We start from the raw sequence: 25062 nt of genomic DNA, 5'->3' as shown, positions 1-25062 counted from the left end.
ATACTCCTTTCTAGAAAAAAAACTCAGATTAGATAGAAAAGGACCTTTTCTATCTAATCTGAGTTCTGCCTGCTTACCAGTTACATACTCAAAGTAATAACTACCTCGTTACTACTAGTTTTTCTTCTAGGGTCATTATAATATAGAATTTTTTTAGTGTCAACGCTTACAAACATATTTTTTTGTATATAATTTAAGGATTTAATATTTATACTATTAAAGATACTAATTATTTTAATATATTTTATCAAAAATCTACTTAATTAAATTATAACTTTAAAAATTAAAGGAAAGAATTTTTACTTTTTCTCATTTCAAATATCCACATAAAAATACACATCATCTACTTTAATAGTAAATGATGTGTATTTATTTACTTATTCTTTTATTTATAATGTCTTGAAATTTATTAAACTATCGTTAACAAATTTATCTAAAGTACTGTATAAAATTTCTTTGTCAATAGGCTTTGCAATATGATCATCCATCCCACATTCTAGTGCTTTAGAAACATCCTCATTAAAAGCATTTGCAGTCATTGCGATAATAGGAATAGTTTTACTATCTAAATGATTAGATTTACGTATCTTTTTAGTTGCATCATATCCACATAAAACAGGCATCCTTATATCCATTAAAATAGCATCGTAATACCCAGGTGATGAATTTTCAAATTTCTCAAATGCTATCTCTCCATTCTCTGCTGTTTCAATATTTGCTCCTTTAAATTTAAGAATTTCACTAGCAATCTCAAGATTTAATTCATTATCTTCAACTATTAAAAATCTTTTTCCAGAGAAATCATAGTTTATCTCTTTATTTTGGTCTTCTACTCTAAACCTATCTGACTCTATTTCAATATACGAGTTATCATCAATATTATTCTTATCAACTTCAAAAGGTATTTCTACAGTAAATTGACTTCCTTCCCCCTTAATACTACTAACATTAATGCTTCCATTCATTAATTCAACTAGGTTTTTTGTAATAGAAAGCCCAAGACCAGTTCCACCATATTTTATATTTGTATTCACATTAGCTTGTTCAAAAGACCTGAAAATTCTTCCTAACTCTTCTTCATCCATTCCAATACCTGTATCTTTAATTATAAAACGTATTCTTAGCTTTCCATTTCTTTGAATTTCTTTAATTTTTAATGTTATTTCCCCTCCCCTAGGCGTAAACTTTAAAGCATTTGATAATATATTAATTAAAATCTGATTAACTCTCAGTTGATCTCCTATAATATTATTGTATTTTATTTCTGAAAAAATAATATTAAATTTAATCTCCTTTAACTTTGCTTGTGGATTAATAATAGATTCAATGTTCGAAGTGAAGCTATTTAAAGTAAACTGCTCTGAAGTAATACTCATCTTTCCACTTTCTATTTTGGACATATCAAGAATATCATTAATAATACCTAAAAGAAATTTTGAAGATATCTCTATCTTATTTAAACAATCCACTATCTTATTCTTATCATCTATATTTGAATTAGCAATATCAGTCATTCCTATAATTGCATTAATTGGAGTTCTTATTTCATGACTCATACGTGATAAAAAATTCCTTTTAGAATTATTTGCACTTTCAGCTAAATTAAGTGCATCCATTAAATCCCTTTGTGAGTTTAAAATTTCAGTAATATCAGTAAAATTAATTACATATCTTGTTAATTCCCCATCTTGTATTACTGGATATATTCTTATATGCATCCATCTACTCTCTAACGTTCTTGGATTTTTTATTTCTGTTTTCCATTCTGTTACTTTTCTTTGCTTAGTATTATATACTTCTTTTAAGTTATCTAACTCCTCATTTTTTATATATCTCCTAAGTACACTTGAATCAGCTAATATTTCTTCAGTTGTAATACCAAACTTTTTTTCAAAATTACTGCTTACAAATTCAATTTTATTGTCTTTTAAACTATACATTAAGTATACATCATCAATATTTTCTGTAAGCATATTAAATAATACTTCTCTAGACAAAACATCATGACGTCTTCTTTTTGATGTAATAAATGCAAAGAAAATCGATATAATACTTATAGCAATAGAAATAGCTATTAAAAATATACTTGTAAATGAATATATACCTTTACCTTTCTCCACAATATCTGATGATCTTCTTAATGTGGAATCAATCATTTTATTTAATATAATATCAAGACTATTTACTATAGGCAAAAATTCATCTTGATATATCTGTCTTGCGGTATCTAATTCACCATTTTTAGCAATTTTTATTATTTCATTTTGTTTGATTCCCATCTCATAAATTTTATTAATAAAATTTTGTTTCTCTGGACCAGTATATTTATCATAAATTATATTATAATAAACTTCTATATTTTTATAAATATCTCTTATTTCATCCTCAATCTCATCAATGGGTGTACTATCATATTTATTTGTTATTTGCCTCATATAATGACTAATACTTGATATTTTCCAACGTATACTCCATTCAGCATAAGATACCTCATGAGGAGAATCATATATTTCCTCTGTTATTTTATTCACTTGATCAATATTGCTTATAGTTACAAATGAAAATATAACAGCTAATGTGCAAATAATAGCTAGTATAGGATATGTAATTTTATTTGTCTCTAAAAATTTAGTTTTCTTAAAGATATTAATCATTTACTTTTACCTCATCTAATTTTTCCAAATAAAATATTTAATATATTTTATCCTAAATAATTTAATTATTATCTCAAAACATAATTAGATTTTATCTGAGTATAAACTTGATAACTCCTTAAACCTATTTGAAACTATCTTAAGGCACTCCTTCAATTTAGGAGAAAACACTCCACACTTATCATTCAAAATCATATAAATAGCTTTATCATGACTATAAGCTGCTTTATATGGTCTTTCTGCAGTCAATGCATCATAACAATCAGCTACAGATACTATCTGTGCCCAAATAGGTATCTCATCACCCTTTAATCCGTAAGGATAGCCACTCCCATCCCATTTTTCATGATGATATTTACAAATATCGTAACAATACCTTAAGTACTCATCATCACTTATATTGTTTATTAAGCTTAAAATCTCACTTCCTTTTGAACAATGAGTTTTCATAACTTCAAATTCTTCTTTAGTAAGCTTATCTGGTTTTAATAAAACAGAATCTGGGATTGCAATTTTCCCAATATCATGCATAATTGATGCTGATGATATTACTTCAACTAATTCATCAGTTATTCCATACTCTGGATATATTCGTGATACAACCTTTAATAATTCATATGTAAAATAACGTATTCTCTTAATGTGTTGACCTGAATCCATATCCCTATATTCAATTATAGCGCCTAAGACTTCTATTATATTATTATTAAAATCACTTATTCTCTGTGCTTGGTTAATTAATTTTTTATTTTGCTCATTTAACAAATTAACCTGCTCTTCTATTAATACTTCCATTTCATTTTTATGCTTAAAAAGCTCTACTAAATTTCTTACACGTCTTTTAATAATAAAAGAATTAAATGGTTTTTTAATAACATCTAAAACCCCTAATTCATGCCCCTTCTCTTGATATTCTTCTGAGTCAAAGGAGGTAATAAGTATAACTGGTATATAGTTTAATAAGCCTTTATCTTTTAATATTTCTATAGTTTCAAATCCATCCATTACAGGCATAACAATATCTAATAAAATAAGCGCTATGCATTCTTGACACTTATCTATTATACTTATGGCTTCGCTTCCATTTTCAGCTTCTAAAATATTATAGCTATCAATAAGTACCTCTTTTAAAATAGATCTGTTTATCTCCACATCATCTACTATAAGAATAGTATCACGCTTTACCATTATACTCCTCCTTACTTTTAAAACATCCTAATCAAAGTAGTTAACTCCATATATTGTGACTTGATTTTCTCCTCTATATTACTCAAAGAATCTAACTCTTCTTTTCTTATACTTTCAACCATTTCAGCACATGTTTTAGATAACTCTACAAACCCTAAGTTACCACTTAAACCTTTTAGTGTATGAGCATATATTTCAATATTTTTATAATCACTATTTTCTAAGGAATCTATTAACATTTCAAAATTTTTGTCTTCTAAAAATTTATTTAATAATTTTTTATATAAATCTATATTATTGCATAGTCTAGAAATTGCTCCATCTATATCAACTCCAATTTCCTTTAACTCTAATAAAAACCTCTCTTGCATAATATCTTTTCTCCTATATTAAAAATCTAAGTACCAAAATTAAATATTTCTAAATAACTTTTTCTATCCTATCTATAATAAAGTTTTTACTATATGGCTTTAGCAAATATCCATTAACATTATATTTTGATACTCTTTTAATTGCATCGTGATCATTTCTTGCTGAAGAAATTAGGACTGCTGTACTTTCAAATTTTTTAGTTTCCCTTAAATATTTAAGCATTGTAAAACCATCTATGACAGGCATCATTAAATCTAATATAAATAAATCTATTTTTTTACCCTGCTTTCTCATTTCTTTAATTTTCTTTATGGCTTCCATACTTTCGTTAAAAATAGTAACTTCATAACCATATGTTTTTAAAAGATTCGCTAATACTAATAATGATATATCATCATCATCTACTATAACTATATGCTTTTTTCTTTTAACAACACTCTTAGTATTTCTAGAAATACTAAAATTACCTCTAAATTTATCTAATGAATCTATTTGTTCTAATAATTTTATATCATCTGATATTAAAGAGCTTTCTTCTTGAATTTCGCCTTTTACTTCTGCTCCATATTTAATAAATATATCTCTATAAGTTCTTATTAACTCATCTTTAGATATAACTTCAAATTTACTATTATCATTCTTTTCATATTTACTATCTGAAATTAAAATCAATCTCTTATTACTATATCTTCTTGATAGCAATCTAATAAGATTAAACTTCTGTTTACTACTAGTATCATCTTCCACCAAAATAATATCGTAATTCATTTCGTTAATTATATTTATTAAACCTTCTGTGTATCCTTCTAAAAAATTAACTCTTATATTTGAATAAATTAATTTATTTATTAACTTCTTATATTCTAAAGAATCATTTAATAAAAATAAAATTTTTTTCATATTCCTCCCTTAAAAACCCAAAAAGTTCCTTTGAAAATAGATATATAAACTTCTAATTATTTTATTAAATTTATAAATATTTTAAACAGTAATTATACATTTTATATTTTTAGTTTTTTACTTCACCATTTATTGACATTAATTTAATATTTTATTATTATATTAAACTGAAATATATTTTTAAATATGTGTGACTTAATTTTCACAGTGACAATTTTCTTAAAGGAGGAAATGATTTGAATAATCTTGGGTTTAGCTATCTATTAAAAAGCTTGCATATTTCACCCTCAGAAATGGCAAAAGAATTAAATGTAGATAGAACTTTAGTTAGTAAATGGAAAAATGGTTCAAGAAAAATAGATTTAAATGCACTCTATTTTGATAATGCCATATCTTTTTTAATTAACAAAAATATAGAACAAAAAAATAATTTTCTAGAAAATTTATTTTCATCTATTTATAATGAATCTATAAATCATTCGAATTATGAAAATCATTTAAGAGAACTTTTAAAAAGATTTATTATTGATAATTCTGATAAAAAAACTGTTTCAAATATAAATAAAACTTCAAATAACTCCTTATATACTACTAATATAGCAATTTATAATAATCAACATCAAAGTTTCTTAGGAGTACTTAATATGCTAGATTCAGCTATTAATTATGGCGAACCTCAAAAGCTTTATTTTGTCTTTAATAAGTCCTTTAACTCATTTAGTGATAATAAGGAAATTCGAAATGAATGGTTAGATAAGGTTATAAAACTTTTAGACATGGGGTGCGACTTAGACCTTATTTATTCCTTTAGTAAAAGCTCAAAATTACTTTCATATCTTGCCCCAGTACTATTACATAAAAATTGTAATTCTTCATATTTTATTGATTCTATTGATGATAGCCAAAACTACTCTTTACATATTATAGAAAACAATAGTGTCTTCTACTCTTCATCACAACGTGTTGAGTATGAAACTTACAATTATGGTGCACTTTTTACTGATCCTTTTACTATTAACTTTTATATTGCCTTTACAAAAAATATTCTTTCAAAATCACTTAATACATTTTTTCCATCAACTATTTATAATGTGCTAGACAGTTTTGAGTTAAAGAGTAATAAAATTAATTTGGAACTTACTAAATACAACACTATATATTATTGCAATATATTCCCTATTTTCACTGTAATGAGTGATGAATTATATTATGAAGTACTTTGTAATTCAGTAAGTAATAAAGAAGATATAGACAAGTATTTTGAATTCTTTAAAATAGCTAAAAAAAATATGTACGAAGGTTCAAACTTAAGTACTACTGACTTTTATTCTATAGATTCACTTATAAGCTTTTCTGTATCGGAAAATATAGTCTATGAAAGTGAGTCTGATATATCTCCAAAGCTAATTCTTACAAAACAACAATTTAAGCAACACTTAAATGACTTAGCAAATCACTTGTTATCTACAGAAAATTATAATATTTGTTTAATTCCTGAAACAACAATAACTGATAATGAATTATTTTATTGTTGGTGTAAAAAAAATGAGTTTCTTGTTACTTTCAATAATAAAAACTTATCAGATATTAGATTATGTACTGAAGTCTCATATGTTAATTCTGTTTCAAACATATTTGAGAAACACTTTTTACTATCAGGTGAAAACTTTAAGAATAAGGATATAGTTGCTAATTTCTTAAGAAGTTTATAAAACCAATAAATATGAGGTAAAATAATATTTTCTATTTAACCTCATATTTTATAGATTATATTTTCAAATACAAATAATTACTGAAGTATAATTTATCTTATTAAAGTAATATTATATTGTATATTATTATATTCAAATATTTTGTACTCTTAATCTTTTAGATCATCCTTTTTTTTCTAATTCAAAAAAGAGACTATTTTAAATAGTCCCTTCCTCTTAATTTATCCGATAGCTACCATTGCTATCACTACCACCTTTTTATAAGTGGAAGCTAAGCACTGCTACACGCCTGGATTAGTCCTTCTATAATTAACAGCTTAAATATACAAACTCTATACTACTTAAAAATAATGCACCTGCATAGTCATTAGCAGATGCTATACGTGCAACGCTTAATAATGCAAAATCTTCTGCTCTAATAATATCTTTTAATTCGAACTCTATCACATAGTGATTATACTTAAAGTTCCCAGGTGAATTTTGAATTTGAATATTAAATTTATTAATAGTTTTTAAATTCGATATATTTACAACCCCATTAGCTCTTGCAAATAATGATGAAAGTCGTATTGCAAATCTATTTCCAGTTGGTGTATTTGAATTATCAGTCAATAAATGAACTAAAACTTTAGCTTTACCCGCTTTATCATAAGCATCTTTAGGCACATTAAAAGTTAAAGAATACTCCTCTGTATCTCCTTGAGGAAGAAGCCAACCTAATAATCTAAGACTTGAATTAGCACTTCCTAATGGTATAGTATCAGGTATAGTTTCATCAGCATCATTCATTGATCCACCATTGAAAATTAATGATTTATATTCTAATTCATGCTCAAAACAACATTCATTTGCCATATTGAATCATCTCCATATTAATATAAAACTTTTATAATATATTATATTACACACTAATAATTATGTTACTAAACTTTATAAATATTTAACTAAATAATATTTCTCATAATTAATACTAGCTTTATAGATAAAATTCACTTAACATCTTTCTTAATAATGGAGATTTATTCTAAGTAACCTTTATAATTTTTGTATAAATCTAATTTCTCATTTTGTATTTTATTCTACATTTCTTCTTGGTATTGCAAATTTTATTTCTTTTTCTATTTCCCCTAAAAGTCTTAAATCTTTTGGATCTACAAATAGACAGGTATATCCCTCTTCACCAGCTCTTCCCGTTCTACCTATACGATGGATATATGTTTCAACCTTTTCAGGAATATCATAATTATAAATATGACTTACTCCACTTATATCTAATCCTCTTGAAGCTACATCTGTAGCTATTAAATACTGAATATCAGCATCTCTAAAGGATTTTATAATTCTTTCACGTTTATTTTGCGGTATATCACTATGAATAACTTTACAATTATATCCTCTTCTATGCATTACTACTTCAAGCTCGTCAGCTCTTCTTTTTGTTCTGCAGAAAATAATAGCCATAAAAGGATTATCTTCATCTAGAACTGTACATAAAGCTTCTCTTTTTAATCTATCTACAGTTTCTACAACTTCTTGCTTAATTTTATCTAAAGTTACCTCTTCTTTCTTAACTGAAATAACTGCTGGCTCATTCATATATCTATAAGCTAATTTCTTAACTGAAGAATCCATTGTTGCAGAAAAACATAAAGTTTGAACCTTCTTTGGTCTTTCCTTCATTACTAAGTCTATTTCATTTCTAAAACCCATAAGTAACATTTGATCTGCTTCATCAATAACTATAGTCTTAAGCTTCTTTAAATCAACAGTTTTTCTCTTAATATGATCAAGAAGCCTTCCTGGAGTAGCAATTATCATATGAATATTACCACTTAGCTTCTTTACTTGGGATCCGACATCCTTTCCCCCATACATTGCTAAAACTCCAATATCCTTACCTTCTTTTAGCTTTGTAGCTTCTTCAGTAATTTGTATTGCGAGTTCCCTAGTTGGAGTAATTATTAAACATTGAACATCCTTAGATGATGTTGATATTTTTTCAAATATAGGTAGTAAAAATGCTAAGGTTTTACCTGTTCCTGTTTGTGCCTCACCTATTATATCCTTACCATTTAAAATTTCCCTAATACTTTTATTTTGAATTTCAGTTGGACTTGTAATTCCATTCTTCTTCAACGTATTTATTATATCTTCACTTATTCCTAATTCTTTAAAATTCATTTTTTTACCTCTTAATCTTATGTTTCAAATAATTATAACATAGTATTGCCTAAAATAATTTAATTTTATTAGGTTATGGTAAATTAATATTAATAATAGCAATAGTATAGTACGAAGAACTTAATCTTATTTTCTATTATTATCTTTGAATTTAAATCTTTTTATTTAACTCTTTTACATCTTCTATATGAGGACTACATAATTCAATAGTTTATTCTTCCTTTAAAACTTCCTTAGCAACTATCTTTGTTTTATTTGATATACCATTTAATATTAATTCAATTTGCTTTGCAGATACTCTTGAATCTTTAGCAAATTTTTTAACTATTAGTAAAAATAAAAGGATGACCTAATAATTTTTTGTAATCTTAAGTCATCCTTTTTTATTTATATGTTAATAATTCTATATTAAAATTATAATAATTCTTTTCTTAACTCTTCGCCTGTCTTTGGTGATAAATAACTAAATGGAATATCTAACACAGTACGTGCTCCAGTTTGACCTTCCTTAGATAATCTATAAGCAGCTCTTGCATAAGCTAATAATACACTTGAAGTAAACTCAGGATTACTATCTAGGTTTAAGCTAAATTCCATTCTTTGCTTTGTATCATTTCCAGTAACTCCAGTACGAATAACAAATCCACCGTGAGGCATTCCTTTATGATTTTTATTCATTTCTTCTTCTGTTATAAAGTTTACTGTTGTATTATAGTCTGAAAAATAATTTGGCATATTTATAATTTCATTTTTAATTTTTTCTAAATCGGCATCTTCTTTAGGTACAACATAACAAATTCTTTCATGTTTTTCTCTAGCAGAAAGATCTACATTTTTTCCTGAACGAACTTTATTAATTGCACTTTCAATAGGCACAGTATATTGAACCCCATCCTTAACACCTTCAACTCTTCTAATAGCATCTGAATGTCCTTGGCTTACACCTTTTCCCCAAAAAGTGTAGTACTTTCCTCTTGGAAGCACTGCTTCTCCTAAAAGACGATTTAATGAAAATAGACCTGGGTCCCATCCAACTGAAATTAATCCAATAGTACCAGAACTTTTTGTGACCTTATCTAAGACATTAAAATACTCTGGTATCTTTGCATGTGTATCAAAGCTATCTACTGTATTAAACATCTTAGCTATTTCTGGTGTTTGTTGTGGTAAATCAGTTGCAGAACCTCCACAAAGAATCATTACATCAATTATTTCTCTATAACTTTCGATTTCAGAAATATGTACCATCTTTGATTTAGCTGATAAATTTTCTGGATTTCTTCTTGTAAAAATAGCCTCTAATTCAAAATCTGGATTTTGTGATAAAGCTAGCTCTACCCCTTTTCCAAGGTTGCCATAACCTACTATACCTAATCTTATCTTATTGCTCATTTATTTCCCTGGCAATATGCCAAGTACCCCCTCTTTTATATATTTTTTAATTTATAATATATTTTATCACATTTTCCAATTCCTTGCATTATTTATTCTTGCTAACCTTACTTTAGAATATTTATAAATTCCATATATTTTTATTAAATTAAAAACTATTAATTCTGATGTTAAGATTTTTCTACTCTGAAATAACTCAATATACAAATTAAATTCTTCTTCTGTTTCTATAATCTGTCTAATTTCATTGTTTCTACTGTTCTTAATAATTATCTTTCTATTTTTTCTTATCGCTTCAAGCCCTTCTTTTGCTATAGACTTTAAATATTCATATTTAACTTCAGATTGCCTAGCTCTAATATTAATATATTGCTCACAAAAATATTTTGACTTGGAATATTCCCAAAATTCCTTAGTTGCATAAATATGTTCAAAGTCGTCTAATATAACATAAGCATTTTCTTCATTTTTTATAGGCCCAAATACTCTTTCCATGGCAGAATAAGTTGTAACCCAAACATTCCCTGCTTGTTTTATTTCATTTTGCTCAAACTTACCTCTTTCAATAGATTTTCTAATAGTAGATCCATCAGACAAGCCCCACTTTTTTGCTGCTTCAGATAAAGTCATTACAGTTTCTAATTCATTAATTGCCTTGTTATCCTTTGAAGCAAATAAAGCTTTAACATCTGCTTTCCCTAATTCTCCATTAAAGACTTTAAGTTCTTTTCCATATTGATCAAATTGAGAAGACATTACTAATATATTTTGATTTTTATATAATAAATCATAAATATCATCTATATCTAAAATTGGATTCTTTAACTCCTTATCATCAATACTATATATCATAGCAGGATAAAGTCTTCTGTTCTCAGATGTAATAATAGTGATATTCACTAATCAACCACTCCTTGTTTTTCTCTGTTATTTATAAATTCAGTTAAATTAAAATCCTTAATTATTTCTTCAACTGTCCATAAACTATCATTATCTTTCATTCCATTTATATAACATGATGATTATATCTCTTTATATTCATCCCTTGTAAATCAAATCTTATTTATGCCCACCTACAGTGTACTTATATCCTTCAATTGCACTTCCATTTATTACAGGTAATATACTAATTGCAAAGGTAGAAGATCTTGGTATTCGCATTATAACTTTCATGATTAACATATACTCATCAAAAAAAGTAACTTCACCTTCTATTTTGGAATCAAAATACATCCTCATTCCCTCAGTCTTAATATGGCTATAAACTTGATTCCCCTCAATCTCTATTGCCTTAACCCCATTAATTATTGCTTCTTGCTCCCATTTACAATTAACTAATAACATTAATAAACCTCCCATATCCTTTTACTCACTTATCTAATGATAAATTTTTATTAAGATTATAATATTTATACCCTATATAAACATTATAATCTTATTATTTACTTTTGTCACTATACCGTGACAAAATTTTCCTTTTATTCACTTTAATTATTAAATTACTATATTTATTAACCTGTAATCGGAACAAATATTGATATAAATACCACTTAAAATAATACTCCCTTCGGAATATTAATTGTTTTTGTAATAGAAATTTTACCAGTATAATACTCCTCTTCCTTCCCCCTACTCATTTGCCCACTAATTAACTTTGCTTGTCCCATCCACTTGCCCTTATAATGTACTTATACAAATTTTTTATTTTAAGGGGATGCTTAATATGCTAAATGAACAAGTATTAAAAAACGAATTAATAATCAAGATTGACTCATCATCTACAACTAATATTGATAAATTTATCAATCTACTAAATTCTAATAAAATAGATGTTAATGCTATTGGAAAGGATGAATATCTAATTAAACTTTAATATAAATGAATGTGCTATAGCACAATGTAAAATGAATAATTAAAATTTAATAAAAAACTCCTAATGGAGTTTTGTAAACACAATTCTTTATAGTAATTCTAGAAAATTTCATCAACTATTATACATTTTTAATTTTTAAATGGGCTGTTCATACAACAGCCCATTTATTTTATTTATCGCTATACTATTTATTTTCATTATATATATGATGTAATTATCTTTAAAAACAAGACTATTACAGTGATTAAAAATTTCCACTTATCTATCTATTAATTGATTGAGCCATTTTAAAGTATGTATGTCTCTTTCCTCTTACAGTTATTGATAAAGCCATTATATTTTCTGGATCTGCCATTCTTCCATATCCACCATCTCCAATGTGATGTATATCAGCTCCAATTCTTTTATTACTCATACCTATTAATCTTATAGTATCTACATCTGCACTTTCTTGACTTGTACCAATTGCACTCATTACTAGTGCACCTTTTGATTTTATTTTTCTAACTATATCTGATAATAAATTTTCATTTATACCTGGAACTGTACCAACTGCAGGTAGTAAAATACCATCAGCACCATTATCCACAAAAGAAAGTATCATCTTCTCATCTACTAAGTTTTCTACCATTCCAGCTCCATGCATCTTACCAGCTAAAATTAATCCTGAATAATATTTTTTAGCATTTGCTATAGAATTATTTATTGCTTCATTTGATACTCCTGTAGATGGATTACCTGTTAGGCATATGAAATCCACCCCTAATTTTTCTGCTTCTTTAAATGTATCTATAGTTGCTAATCTTCCACTAGATAATTTAACTTTTTCATCTATTAAATTTGCACTTTCATCTACTGGTTCTAAGTTAATTCCTACTGGTCTTCCTACAAGATTCTTAATTTTACTTATTGGATTCTCTTCATCCTTCATACCATTAATCTTCTTTAAGAATACATCAAACTCATTTAAAAGTATTAAATCTGCTCCAAAAGCACTCATAACCTCAGCATTTGTAACACCTTCTAAAAGTGGCGCAGCAGTTACTACTGTTTCTCCTAAAATAGTTCTTCCTTCACTTGCTAAAATTGCATTTTTTAATTCATCTGCTTTCATATCCTTAAAATCACTTGCATAACAACTTAATAATCTCTTCATTTTATTCTCTCCTCTTAACTTTTAATATCTATAGTTTAACTATAAACTGTTCAATCGGTTGCACGTCAAGATTAATTTTTGATATAATTTTTAAAAAGGAGTGAGCTAAGTTGAGTACTATATATGATATTTCAAAAAAGTCTGGATTTTCACCTTCTACTGTTTCTAGAGCATTAAATAATAGTAGTAGAATATCAGAGGAAACTAAAGAAATTATATTTAAAATAGCTGATGAATTAAATTATGTCCCTAATAATAAAGCTATTAGCCTAAGTACCGGAAAAAGTTATACTCTTGGAATAATAATTCCTTATGTAACTTATAATTCTTATTATAGCTCACTAATTAATTCTATTATTTACGAAAGCTTTAAAAGAAATTATAGGGTTACTTTCTTGCCTACTAATTATGATAAAGATGCTGAAGTAAATTATTTAAAATTACTATCTACAAAAGAATTTGATGGAATAATAATTACATCAGCAGCTAACTCTTATGATATCATTGAGAAATACTTAGAATATGGCCATATAGTAAGCTGTGAAGATACAGGTAATTCAGCCATTCCTTCTGTAACTTTAGATAAAAGTTACACTTATAGATCTATTTTAGAAACATTAAAAAATAATGATATATATAATGTGGGATTAACTTTTAGTAGATTGCCTAATAGTAGTCTAAACTCTCAAAATACATATTCAGCCTTTTCTGAAAGCTTAAATACATTCAAAGAAGAAAACACGTTTTCTAATTGTAGAAATTTTGAAGATGGTATAAAGGCAGGAGCTTACTTTAATAGTATTACTCCTAAGTTACAATGTATTTTTGCTAATAGTGATGAAATAGCTTCTGGTATCTACTGGTACTTTAAGAATAATAATTTAGAAGTACCTATTATCATAGGTCAAGATAATTCTTCAAATAGTAAGGTTCTTAACTTATCTACAATAGACTTTCATCTTGAAGATTTAGGAATTGAAGCAGTAAGACTTTGTATTTCTGGTAATAAAGAAAAAAAGGTTATTGAAGGAACCTTTATTGATAGAAATGATTTAAAATTAAAAACTCTATAAACTATAATATAAAATAAAAAAATCACTACCTTAACATATTTAAATATCATGAATTCTATTTAGAAAAGTTACTTAATTATCAAGTTTAAATATTCTAAATGAAAACTACAAAAATACTAAAGAAAAACCCTCTGTTCTTACACAGGGGGTTTCATCAAACTCAGGATATTTTCATCTTAAAAAATCTTCTTATATAAATTTCATATATGTCCTTTGTCTTATGCACTCAAGAATAACTTCCATTACTCTTTATTCTCTATTTATCTAACTGGACAAATTCCAGTTTCGCAACCATCATTTCCAATATCAAGTTCAGTTTCTTCTTTTTCAAACTTAGATATTAAAGAAGGTATAAAAGGTTTCATTTCATTAACTCTCTTTTCATATTCCTCTTTCTCTATAGCTTCATAAGGTAATAACTCATAAAAACTATCATCTAGCGGTAAAAATGATACAGCAACAACTGAATCCCAATTATCCCAAACCCAATTTTCAACTTCTTCCCACTCATGGTCTCTAACGTGAACTGTTATTGAGCAATTATGCTCAACATAGTTTTCCATAAACATCTTGTAATTTTCTAATTGCTCTAAAGCACTTACATCATACTTAGTTTTTCCTTCAGGAGCCTTAACTGGGAATTCCACTACCTTAGTAGTACAGTTTTCAATACTTTGACCTACTTCTGGTAATACTGGATATCCTAATTCTTCACATACCTTAACTAATGGATCATCACTTGATATTCTAACACGTCTTATAAAGTATGGTGAATGTGAATAGTGAACTCCACTTGATACTGAAGGTAATTGAGATAATGTACCTTCAGGTTTAATTGTAGTTACTAATAAAGGTTCATTTTGTCCAAGTTCCTTTGCATAATCAGATACAGCATCCTTTGCTGCCTTTTTTAACTTCTTAAGTAAGTCTGCTTCTTCTTCCTTAGTTAATTTAATTGCATTAACCATGTCCTGCCAGCCAGTTAAGGAACATCCAACTAACTTATCTCTTTGCTGTACTCTATCCCAATCTGGAAGTTCAAGTTCTACACAAGTCATTCTATACCCTGCTCTTGCTGATAATTTTTGTGCATCTAATAATGCTTTTTCATCTAAGGTTCCATCTTCTTTAACAAAAGCATATACATTTACAGTAGTTAAGTTACATAGACCTTGTGAATCTAATAATATTTCACCACAAGGATTAACACCATTCATATTTGGTCTTCTCTTACCAGCAGCTTCTGCATTTATCCATCCTGGTTCCCCTGAATATCTCATTTTTTCTATATTCCATTTTAATCTTTCTCTAGATGGTTTTTCAGTATAATAAATCGAATTATTACTCATTTGTCTATGAATTAATTCATTATTAACACTCCACTTACCATCTTCTTGCTTATAAAGATTAGATTTTGCTTCTATACATTCTGTATCACTTTCATCTATAATAACCATTTCAGCAGTTCTTCTAACACCACCAACTACAACATTCTCTCCAATAATATTAGCAATATCTAAACAATCTATAGGTGCAAGCTTAACATTATCCTTTTCTAATAAAAGTGACTTTCTCTTTATTACCTTATCAATTTTATAGAACATATTTTTTAAACTTTCATGACCAGAAGCTGTTCCCCCAAAGGTATTTAATCTTTCACCCTTTGGTCTAACATGAGAGTAATCTATAATAATAGTATTTATATTTCTATATTGGCTTCTTCCAACAAGGTTTAAGAAATGCTCTAAAGCTTGAACCCAGCCTTCCTTAGAATCTCCTATTACAATTTCAGCTGAAGTATTATTGTAAAAAGTTAATGATGTACTATCTTCTCTTATAATCTTAGGAACTTCTTTATAGTCCTTATGAATTAATTTATAATTAGTCCTAAGTTTTGGTATCTTATTTACATCTTCCTTAAGAACTCTAACTCCTACTCCAGATCCTATCATTAATAAATAAAATAAGTCTGTAAAAGCTTGGAATGAATCTATTATTTGAAATGCACAGTTAAAATTGCTCATAGGATATTGCTTTGAAACCTTTGTATTTCCTACCCAAAAAGTTCTTCCAGATAAGAATTGTCTAAGATTAAAAATATTATCATATAACTTTTCTGCTTCTTCCTTTGAAGTTGGTATTATTGAAGTATTATACTCTACAGCTCTTCTAACTGTTTCCCACCAATATTCCCTTCTTCCTTGTTCTGATAAAAATCTTGAATATGTTCTATAATAAACAAAGTTTCCTAATTGCCCCATAGGAGATTTACTATGTTTATACTTGCTTACAAAATCATCCTTTATCATCTTATAAGTTTCTTTGCTAGAATTCTTTCTTCTTTCCTTTTCTTTTTCGCTTCTATATATAATATATCTTTTAGCTACATCCTTTCTTTCACTATCCATCAATTTAAACTCTACAACATCTTGAATATCTTCCACTTCATAATATTTTTCAGTTCCATTTGATAGACTTACAAAGATTTCATTAGATATTTGAGAGCTTAAATTATGATCTACTCCAATCTTAGTTTCTTCCATAGCCTTTTCAATTGCTTTAGTTATTTTATCTTTAGTAAAATCCACTAAGCTCCCATCTCTTTTTCTTACCTTCACACTAACACCCCTCTAGAATATAGTTAATTTTAATAATATTAGATAAATATTACAATCTATCCATAAATATAATTATACTACATATTGTATTTAAATCCAGATGATTTTTTAAATAATACAATATGTAGTTATTTTAGCAATTCACTTTACTTAACTTTGAAAATTCTACATAATATAATTAAAAGCATAAATATTTAAAGATAAAATTATTAGAATTATGGAGGTTTATTATATGAATCAAACAATTAAAATTTTAATGAATCATGTTACTATAAGAAAATATCATGCAGATAAACCTGTATCAGATGAGATGGTAAAAACTATTGTTTCTTGTGCTCAAATGGCTCCTACTTCCAGTCACTTTCAAGCATATTCAATTATTCAAGTTAAGGATAAGGAGAAAAAGAATATTTTAGTAAAAGCTTCAGGAGGACAAGAGTATTTAAATGAAGCACCAGTAGTTTTACTATTTTGTGCTGATTTACATCGTGCTGAAAAATACTATGAAAATATTGATGAAAATATTTTATCAAATACAGAATCATATACTATTGCTGTTATAGATGCTACTCTAGCTGCTCAAAAAGCATTAATTGCAGCTCAAAGTTTAGGTTTAGGTGGAGTAGTTATTGGAGGAATTCGTAATGATATGGACGTCCTTGCTAGCACCTTTAATCTTCCAAACTTAGTATTCCCAATGTTTGCTCTGTGCTTAGGATATGCTGCTGAAACTCCTGATAAAAAACCAAGACTACCTATTGAAGCAGTACTAAAAGAAGATTTTTATGATGAAAGTCATGATGAGGAGCTAATGAAATCATATAATGAAACAATAAGTAATTACTATAATGAGCGTACAAACGGTACTTCAAAGGACCGTTGGACTGAACGTTGTGGTAAATATTTAATGGCAAAACCAAGAGAGAATGTAGGTATATTCCTAAGAAAGATGGGATTTTTAAAACGTTAGTTCTATATTAAAGATAAATGAGCTACCTTATGGTAGCTCATTTAATTTACACTTTTATCTTATACTATTTTCTTAATTATTAAGCATCTCCATAATTTCTCCGATCGCTACCATTGCTAACACTCCCACCTTCTATAAGTGGGAGCTAAGCACTGCTACGCGCCTGGATTAGTTCTTCTAACTTTCAGATGGAGTAGGCATCCTGTACTCTGTGAAAGTGATTCATACAAAATACAAGATTTTGGTTCTCTACTTTTTAAGAAAACTCCACACGAAGATAAGAATCACTTTATTAAACTACTTTGTCTTATCTAGCCATATATTTTTGAAATAATTGATCTGCTATTTCTGGATTATCTTCTCTTAACCCATTAAGATAAACCAAAGCACTTCCCTTATATTCTTTTTCCTCTCCAAATAAAATAACCTCATAGCAACTTCTTAAAACATTTACTATACAATTATCATAATGATTCTCTTTACAACTCTTGCAAATTTTAAGAATATCTGCGACACCATTTAGAATATTACCCTTATCATATATTCTTACATCTGTAACTGGAATGTTTTTCATTCCATCCATAACATATGTGACTTTATTAATCATACAATTTTTTATACACTCAGTCCCATAGCCAACTAAGCAAGTATTTCTATCGCATGTTCCACATACATCTTCTGATAAACAACATGGAGCTAACTTGTCTACTAATTTGCTAAAATTAATTTCTTTAAACTCAACAGACATATTTATGTCCTCCCTTTAACATTTGTATCTTATATAAATCATTACCATCCCTAGCAACATATACTATATTACCATAAAGTTTATGAAATATGTAAATTTATTCTTTGAGAAGAATATTTAACTACTTTTATAAATAATAAGGTGACTTTAAGTTAAAAACCTATAGCCACCTTATCAATATATTATTAATTTGAAACACTTATTTAGTTTAAAACACTTCTTTTCATTTCTATTTTGTGCAAGTACTAATATAATACCTATTACAGCCATAATAGTTAAAAACCCTATAATCAGGAACTTAGGCTTATAAATCCAACCAACTCCTCCCCAAAATAAAAATTCCGTAGTAACTAACTTAAAGAATACTATTACTAAAAGCAGAGAAATTCCTATTAAGGTTATATATCTACTGCATTTTCTTGAAACAAAGGAAATAAGCAATGATAAACATAAAGAAAAAATATAAATTAAAACAATTGTAACAAATATATATTCTTTAAAGGTTAAATCAAACCAATTAAAACCAACAGTTAGCCATGAATTAATACTTGAATTATAAAACATTTCTACTGTATTTTCTCTTGTTAAATATAAGGAAAATAATGCACCTAGTTCTACTGTTACTATTATTCCTGATGCTATTAGTGAAGTTATTATTTTATCCCTATATAACTTTCGCCCTCTTTTTGTAGTATATTGAATTTGTTCTAAGTTTCCATGCTTATCTTTTGTAAATATAGGTGCCAATAAAAATATTATAGAAATTACTATTAATGCTGTACCATTAAAAATAAATCCATTATGATCTTCTAAAATAAATTCAGGCATTACATCTCTATAGCTTTTACTGTTAATTATTCCATCCATTTTTTCATTCAGATAGCTGCTTATAAATATACATATATATTTCCTTATAATAGCCTTTAATTATAGTGTTTGATGCTTCTCTACTTCTTTTTTTCTGTATACTATCAATAAGTTTTAATTCATTCTCAACCATTTATGCCCCCTTTCTATTAATACCGGTACATAATCTTATACGTAATAGTTATATAAATAGTTTTAAATATTTTAATATTTATTATTATTTATTTTTTAATATCATTATATCAAGAAAGATAAAGTTCAAATATTATATAGTAAATTTTTGAAAAATAATTCTTGACAATAAAATATCAATATTATACACTTTAATTGATAATGATTTTCATTATTATTAATTGAATTTAAGGAGTTGTTTTTTATGAAGATAGTATATTGGTCTGGATCAGGTAATACAGAAAGAATGGCTGAATTAATTAAAAAAGGTATTATATCTTCTGGACAAACAGTTGAAACTTCACTTGTTTCAGAAGTAAATGTAGATGACTTACTAAAAGATGAAATACTTGTATTAGGATGCCCTGCTATGGGTGACGAAGTACTAGAAGAATCTGAATTTGAACCTTTTATAGAAGAAATCGCATCTAAAGTATCAGGTAAAAAGGTAGCACTTTTTGGCTCTTACGGATGGGGAGATGGACAATGGATGAGAGATTTTGAAGAAAGAATGATAAGCTATGGCTGTACTATTATTTCTGAACCATTGATTATTCAATACGCTCCTGATGGAAGTGAAAATGAATGTATTGATTTTGGTAAACAAATAACTTCTGCATAATAAATTATATTGGCGGTGATATATAATGGGATATTCAAGTTTTTACAATAAATTAAACTCAATGGAGGGTAAAGAATATATAGAAACTTTTTTAGCATATAGTTTATCTTTAGTAATAGCAGGTGCCAAGCCAGCAGCTACACTTTCAATTAAGAAGACTAACATTAAGCTATATAATAATTGGAATACTTACGGACCTACTTTTATAAAAAATATAAAGTTAAATTATGTTGAATTAAGAGACTGTTCAGATGCTACTGTAATTATGGTTTATGATGAATCTATATTAGAAAAACATTTAAGCACTAAATATTCTATGGATTTTCTTATTAATTTAGGATATTCATCTGATGCTTCTGCTGCTGATCATATAAATACATTAAAACTTAGATATGAAAAATATCACTGTCCACACGAACTTGGCTTATTTCTAGGAATTCCACTTAATGATGTGAAGGATTTTATGGAATATACTACTAAAGAGTGTTTGTTATGTAAATACTGGAAAGTATATAACGATAGCAATATAGCTCAAGCAATATTCAATAAATATGATGAAATTAAAAAATATACAATTAATACTTTGCTTAAGGGTAATACATCTCACAGACTAGCATTAATTATAAAGAATTCCTTTTATGAAAATATATAAGAAATATAGTTTTTAACATTGTGTTTTCAACCTTAAATTAGCTCAAAGTAATGGCCCATCTATTACTTTGAGCTTTTACTAATAATATAGAATTTTGTACAACTAATTCTATATTAATTTTTTATTATAGTCTTCAACAAGAATTGGGTATATAAGAAAATTTATTTTAGTAGTAAAGTTAAAATATACTTATATTTTTTTTTTCCCTTTTACTAAAATTAAAACCTCATCTTTAGTTGGTAAAGCACCTATAGCCCCTCTTTTACAAACTGTTAATGCTGCTGTTGCATTAGAAAAAGTTATTATTTCCTTTACTCTTTCTTCTGGCAAATTAACTAAACTTTCTACAGTATTATCGCCTTCAGCAACTTTATATAAGAATGCTCCTATAAATGAATCTCCTGCCCCTGTTGTATCTTGAGCTTCTACCTTAAATGATGGCGAAAACACTTTTCTTTCCTTAGTTATAAATTCTGCACCATCAGTTCCCTTAGTATATATTATAATCTCAACATCTCCTTGAAATAAAAAGTCTAAAGCTTCTTTTTCGTCTGATATTCCTGTTATAAATTCTAATTCTTCATCACTAATTTTAACTATGTTTGAAAATGGTAAAAACTCTAAGATTGCTTTTCTACAAGCTTCTGGTCTTTCCCATAATGGTAATCTAACATTAGGATCAAAACTAATTAAGCAATTATTATTTTTAGCAAATTCTATTGCTTTTCTGTGAGCATCTTTAATTGGCGCATCAATTAAGCTTACAGAGCAGAAATGTAATATCCCACCATCTTTAAAAACATCCTCTTCTATTTCAGATGAATTTAATAACATATCTGCACTTGGATTCCTATAAAATGAAAAATCTCTTTCCCCATCTTCCTTCAATGATACAAAAGCTAAGGCAGTATTGGCTTCCTTAGTTCTTAACACCTTTGAAGTATCTACTCCTAATACCTTAACTTCCTCTAATATATGGTCTCCAAATCCATCCAGCCCAAGTTTAGTAAGCATTTGTGATTTACCACCTAGTTTTGCAACTGTAGCAGCGACATTAAGTGGAGCTCCACCTGCAACTCTTAAGAAATTACTTACACCTTTTAATTCTACACCCTTTTCATGTGGAATAAAGTCAATTAAAGCTTCTCCTATTGAAATTACCTTCTTCATTCTTCTTCCTCCTATAAATTCATTATTTATTAGTTATACTTCTAACTTATCTATAAAAAGTTATATTCTCATTTTAATACTTAGTTCTAATAATAATTTATAATTACTCTCTAATTCTTTTAGCAAAAAAATATTACTAAAAATAAAAATTTTCAGTAATATTTAAAAGATAAAACTTACACTATATAATTGTAACTTTAATATATAATTCAAAGAATTTATTGGCAGATGATCATAACTATATAAAATAATAATCATTACTCTTAGTTTATATTAGAAATTGAAATAGATTCGATGTCATTATCTAAAATTTTAATAATTGCTTCTGCTGCTCCATTCTTATCATTATCCACGGTAACATAATCAGCTTTATTCTTTATTTCATCAATAGCATTCCCCATAGCAATTCCAAGTCCTGATCTTTCAATCATTTCAATATCATTATTATTATCTCCAATAGCTGCAACCTCTTCTAGTCTTATACCAAGAATATTTACTAACTTCTCCAAACCATTTCCCTTATTTGCACTACTAATATTAATTTCAATATTATCTTTACCAGATGATGTTATTTTAAGTTCATCAAATTCGTTAGATAAACTCTTTAATACTTTTTTCTTAATATCTTCATTTAAAAATGGTATGTTTATTTTTTCAACACACTTTATCCAGTTAATATCCTTACTTTCATCTATTAAATCGAAAAAATTATCTATCAATATATGATTATATGACATAAGGTGTATTTGATTTTCATTTAAGTTATATTTTTCTGGATTATCAAAAACATCTTTATCTACATAAGCATGTCCATCAGCATAAAGTTCTATAACAATCGGATAATTCTTAATTAAATCTATTATTCTTTTCAAAATATCTGAATTTATAAAATTTGAAAAAATTACCCTCTCTTCTCTTAAATCAATTACTGCTGCACCATTTGATGTAATTGCATATCTAATTCCATCTATAACTTTTATTTCTTCACAAATTAATCCTATATTTCTTCCAGTAGCAGGAACAATCTCTATGCCTTTCTTAATAGCTTCTTTAATTGCATCACAAGTTTTATTACTTATTATCCCATTACTATCTAATAGTGTCCCATCTAAGTCTAATGCTATTAATTTAATTTTCATCTATTCCTCCATCATAGTTAATCAAAAATTCTTGTATCCTTTTAATATCATCTTCTTGCAACACATAATTAATATAAACAGTTTTAGTTTTATTAGGAATATAAATATTAAATAGTCTTATTGGCGTAAATATAACATCTACATCAATACCAAACTGTCTAATATAATTTAAAGAAAAACTTCCTATAATCTCTATTCTATCTCCACAATAATTATTAATTTGCTTTGCCATACTTTCAGCAATACTCTGTCCAACATCACTAATTATTACTGCCTTTATCTTTCTCTTAGCAAAAGCTCCTAAATAATATATAATGAATCCTATTTCTTCTTCAGGAATTTCATATCCATATTTATCTAATATTAATTGATTCAAAATATTTACCATATTAGTTTCTTTCTTATATAACAATTCTGCATTTTTTACAGAACTATTATGTTCAAAATGTCCTTGTTCTAAGCGATATAGCATCTTATCTATATGTACTGTCAACATATCTTTTAATTCTATATTATTTATATAATTACTATTATATTTAGTATCAACTAATAATAAAAATTCTTCTGTTAATTCTATAGATTCTTTACGTGCTTCTAAAATAACACTACTTTTATATAGTATTCTTTTAGTTAAAAGACACTCTTTTAAAAAGACTCTATCCTCTAAAGATATAGTTATGTCTTTTTTAATTAAACTTTTCTCAATTTCATTTACAATCACATTAAATACTTCTGGATATTCCTTTTTATCCTCTATATTTAGTGAAAAACCTAGTTTATTACGATAAATCATTATAAATGTATCTAATAAAAAGCCTTCTACTGACTTATCAATTAATATTAATTTATTTTTATATAATATATTAGGCAATTCCTTTTCTAAAAATTCATATAACTCACTATATAATTCTCCGAACTGAAACTTTAATGTTTTATGCATTAATATAGAACCATACGTTTTGTAATTTAATGTTTCTGATAATATATGCCTAATATTTTTTTCTTTTCCCTGAAAATACAGACCTCTCTTAGTTCTTTTTAAAGTTAAACCTCTAAAATTCTGTATATATTCATCAATTTCATTTAATGTTTTTATCATCACTGTTTTTGAAACATACATAATATCAGCTAGATTCTGAATAGAAATAGGACTCTTTTCAAAAGATAAATATGTAAATGTAAATAAAAATCTTTCTCCTAGAGTCTCTGGATACTCAATACTTTTCAAACTTTTTATCATATTGTTTAAAAAGTTATTAAATTCATTACGCTCTTCTCTTACTATAAAATACCCTTTAGCTGAAGAAGATCTTATCATAATACCTCTAGATTTTACCATATTATTTATTTCATGTATTTCCATTCTAACAGTTCTTAAACTTATATTCAGTTTTTCCATAAATTCATGTGGGCGTACATATTCATAATGTAGCAATGATCTTATCATAATTACTTGTCTTGATTTCATATATAATTTCTCCATAAAAATAATATAATTAATATTATTTTACAATAATTTTTATATAAAAACTTAATTTCATATATATTATTAACAAAACATTATATATGATAAATTCATGTCCTAAATATATAGCAGTAATTTT

General features: G+C 26.8%; 23 protein-coding genes. 6 read left to right on the top strand and 17 right to left on the bottom strand.

The window, feature by feature from the left end:
• Positions 1-389 precede the first annotated feature (389 nt).
• The 4 genes from E5347_RS10885 to E5347_RS10870 all read right to left on the bottom strand — a co-directional run bounded on the left by E5347_RS10885 (position 390) and on the right by E5347_RS10870 (position 5114).
• The gene (locus E5347_RS10885) at positions 390-2654 is read right to left on the bottom strand and encodes an ATP-binding protein (protein WP_136007259.1); all 2265 of its coding nucleotides are present in this window, start codon (positions 2652-2654) and stop codon (positions 390-392) included.
• Between the two features lie 84 nt (positions 2655-2738).
• Entirely contained in the window at positions 2739-3842 is a 1104-nt protein-coding gene (locus E5347_RS10880; RefSeq protein WP_136007258.1) for an HD domain-containing phosphohydrolase, read from the bottom strand.
• Positions 3843-3859: 17 nt separating this feature from the next.
• Positions 3860-4213, bottom strand: a complete 354-nt coding sequence (locus E5347_RS10875) for an Hpt domain-containing protein (RefSeq protein WP_136007257.1) — start codon at positions 4211-4213, stop codon at positions 3860-3862.
• A gap of 49 nt (positions 4214-4262) precedes the next feature.
• A complete protein-coding gene (locus tag E5347_RS10870) occupies positions 4263-5114 on the bottom strand; it encodes a response regulator (RefSeq protein ID WP_136007256.1) in 852 nt (283 codons plus the stop codon).
• Between the two features lie 236 nt (positions 5115-5350).
• On the opposite strand from E5347_RS10870, the gene E5347_RS10865 reads away from it, so the two are divergent.
• Entirely contained in the window at positions 5351-6826 is a 1476-nt protein-coding gene (locus E5347_RS10865; protein WP_136007255.1) for a helix-turn-helix domain-containing protein, read from the top strand.
• 309 nt (positions 6827-7135) lie between these two features.
• Here E5347_RS10865 and E5347_RS10860 read toward each other — a convergent pair whose 3' ends face one another.
• The 5 genes from E5347_RS10860 to E5347_RS10840 form a co-directional block, all read right to left on the bottom strand.
• Positions 7136-7681, bottom strand: a complete 546-nt coding sequence (locus E5347_RS10860) for a hypothetical protein (RefSeq protein WP_136007254.1) — start codon at positions 7679-7681, stop codon at positions 7136-7138.
• A gap of 219 nt (positions 7682-7900) precedes the next feature.
• Complete coding sequence (locus E5347_RS10855) at positions 7901-9007, bottom strand: DEAD/DEAH box helicase (protein ID WP_136007253.1); 1107 nt, start codon at positions 9005-9007, stop codon at positions 7901-7903.
• A gap of 414 nt (positions 9008-9421) precedes the next feature.
• A complete protein-coding gene (locus E5347_RS10850) occupies positions 9422-10399 on the bottom strand; it encodes a diaminopimelate dehydrogenase (protein WP_136007252.1) in 978 nt (325 codons plus the stop codon).
• Positions 10400-10465: 66 nt separating this feature from the next.
• Positions 10466-11299, bottom strand: a complete 834-nt coding sequence (locus tag E5347_RS10845; protein ID WP_243109772.1) for a helix-turn-helix domain-containing protein — start codon at positions 11297-11299, stop codon at positions 10466-10468.
• A gap of 159 nt (positions 11300-11458) precedes the next feature.
• The gene (locus E5347_RS10840; RefSeq protein ID WP_136007251.1) at positions 11459-11743 is read right to left on the bottom strand and encodes a hypothetical protein; all 285 of its coding nucleotides are present in this window, start codon (positions 11741-11743) and stop codon (positions 11459-11461) included.
• A gap of 379 nt (positions 11744-12122) precedes the next feature.
• On the opposite strand from E5347_RS10840, the gene E5347_RS16905 reads away from it, so the two are divergent.
• Entirely contained in the window at positions 12123-12272 is a 150-nt protein-coding gene (locus tag E5347_RS16905; RefSeq protein WP_168354951.1) for a hypothetical protein, read from the top strand.
• A gap of 262 nt (positions 12273-12534) precedes the next feature.
• On the opposite strand, the gene E5347_RS10835 is transcribed toward E5347_RS16905, so the two are convergent.
• Positions 12535-13428 (bottom strand): haloacid dehalogenase-like hydrolase, encoded by an 894-nt coding sequence (locus tag E5347_RS10835; protein ID WP_136007250.1) that lies wholly within the window; start codon positions 13426-13428, stop codon positions 12535-12537.
• Positions 13429-13538: 110 nt separating this feature from the next.
• Between E5347_RS10835 and E5347_RS10830 the strand changes: the two genes are divergently transcribed.
• Positions 13539-14501: a LacI family DNA-binding transcriptional regulator gene (locus tag E5347_RS10830; protein ID WP_136007249.1), complete on the top strand. Its 963-nt coding sequence runs from the start codon at positions 13539-13541 to the stop codon at positions 14499-14501.
• Positions 14502-14761: 260 nt separating this feature from the next.
• Here the strand turns inward: E5347_RS10830 and nrdJ are convergent, their stop codons facing one another.
• Positions 14762-17119, bottom strand: coding sequence for a ribonucleoside-triphosphate reductase, adenosylcobalamin-dependent (gene nrdJ / locus E5347_RS10825; protein ID WP_136007248.1), 2358 nt, complete (start codon positions 17117-17119; stop codon positions 14762-14764).
• 232 nt (positions 17120-17351) lie between these two features.
• Here nrdJ and nfsA point away from each other — a divergent pair, with 232 nt between their 5' ends.
• Entirely contained in the window at positions 17352-18089 is a 738-nt protein-coding gene (nfsA, locus tag E5347_RS10820; protein ID WP_136007247.1) for an oxygen-insensitive NADPH nitroreductase, read from the top strand.
• 307 nt (positions 18090-18396) lie between these two features.
• On the opposite strand, the gene E5347_RS10815 is transcribed toward nfsA, so the two are convergent.
• From E5347_RS10815 to E5347_RS17195, 3 genes are all read right to left on the bottom strand, one after another.
• Positions 18397-18837, bottom strand: a complete 441-nt coding sequence (locus E5347_RS10815) for a hypothetical protein (protein ID WP_136007246.1) — start codon at positions 18835-18837, stop codon at positions 18397-18399.
• Between the two features lie 174 nt (positions 18838-19011).
• Positions 19012-19704, bottom strand: coding sequence for a hypothetical protein (locus tag E5347_RS10810; RefSeq protein WP_136007245.1), 693 nt, complete (start codon positions 19702-19704; stop codon positions 19012-19014).
• Between the two features lie 4 nt (positions 19705-19708).
• On the bottom strand, positions 19709-19837 hold the full coding sequence (locus tag E5347_RS17195) for a hypothetical protein (RefSeq protein ID WP_279230099.1): 129 nt from the start codon (positions 19835-19837) through the stop codon (positions 19709-19711).
• A 243-nt stretch (positions 19838-20080) separates the two neighbouring features.
• On the opposite strand from E5347_RS17195, the gene E5347_RS10805 reads away from it, so the two are divergent.
• Both E5347_RS10805 and E5347_RS10800 read left to right on the top strand, forming a co-directional pair.
• Complete coding sequence (locus E5347_RS10805) at positions 20081-20497, top strand: flavodoxin (RefSeq protein WP_136007244.1); 417 nt, start codon at positions 20081-20083, stop codon at positions 20495-20497.
• 25 nt (positions 20498-20522) lie between these two features.
• Positions 20523-21149 carry a DUF3793 family protein gene (locus E5347_RS10800; protein ID WP_136007243.1) on the top strand — a complete coding sequence of 209 codons (627 nt, stop codon included), beginning with the start codon at positions 20523-20525 and terminating at the stop codon, positions 21147-21149.
• A gap of 189 nt (positions 21150-21338) precedes the next feature.
• Here the strand turns inward: E5347_RS10800 and E5347_RS10795 are convergent, their stop codons facing one another.
• From E5347_RS10795 to E5347_RS10785, 3 genes are all read right to left on the bottom strand, one after another.
• Positions 21339-22319, bottom strand: a complete 981-nt coding sequence (locus E5347_RS10795; RefSeq protein ID WP_136007242.1) for a carbohydrate kinase family protein — start codon at positions 22317-22319, stop codon at positions 21339-21341.
• Positions 22320-22582: 263 nt separating this feature from the next.
• The gene (locus E5347_RS10790) at positions 22583-23458 is read right to left on the bottom strand and encodes a Cof-type HAD-IIB family hydrolase (RefSeq protein ID WP_136007241.1); all 876 of its coding nucleotides are present in this window, start codon (positions 23456-23458) and stop codon (positions 22583-22585) included.
• Entirely contained in the window at positions 23448-24941 is a 1494-nt protein-coding gene (locus E5347_RS10785; protein WP_136007240.1) for a BglG family transcription antiterminator, read from the bottom strand. The genes E5347_RS10790 and E5347_RS10785 overlap by 11 nt, the downstream gene beginning before the upstream one ends.
• Positions 24942-25062 lie beyond the last annotated feature (121 nt).

It is taken from the genome of Clostridium sartagoforme, assembly GCF_004794105.1.
Taxonomy (GTDB): domain Bacteria; phylum Bacillota; class Clostridia; order Clostridiales; family Clostridiaceae; genus Clostridium; species Clostridium sartagoforme_B.
Note: the sequence above shows the minus strand (reverse complement) of the source record. Positions and strands in the feature narration are given on the sequence as shown.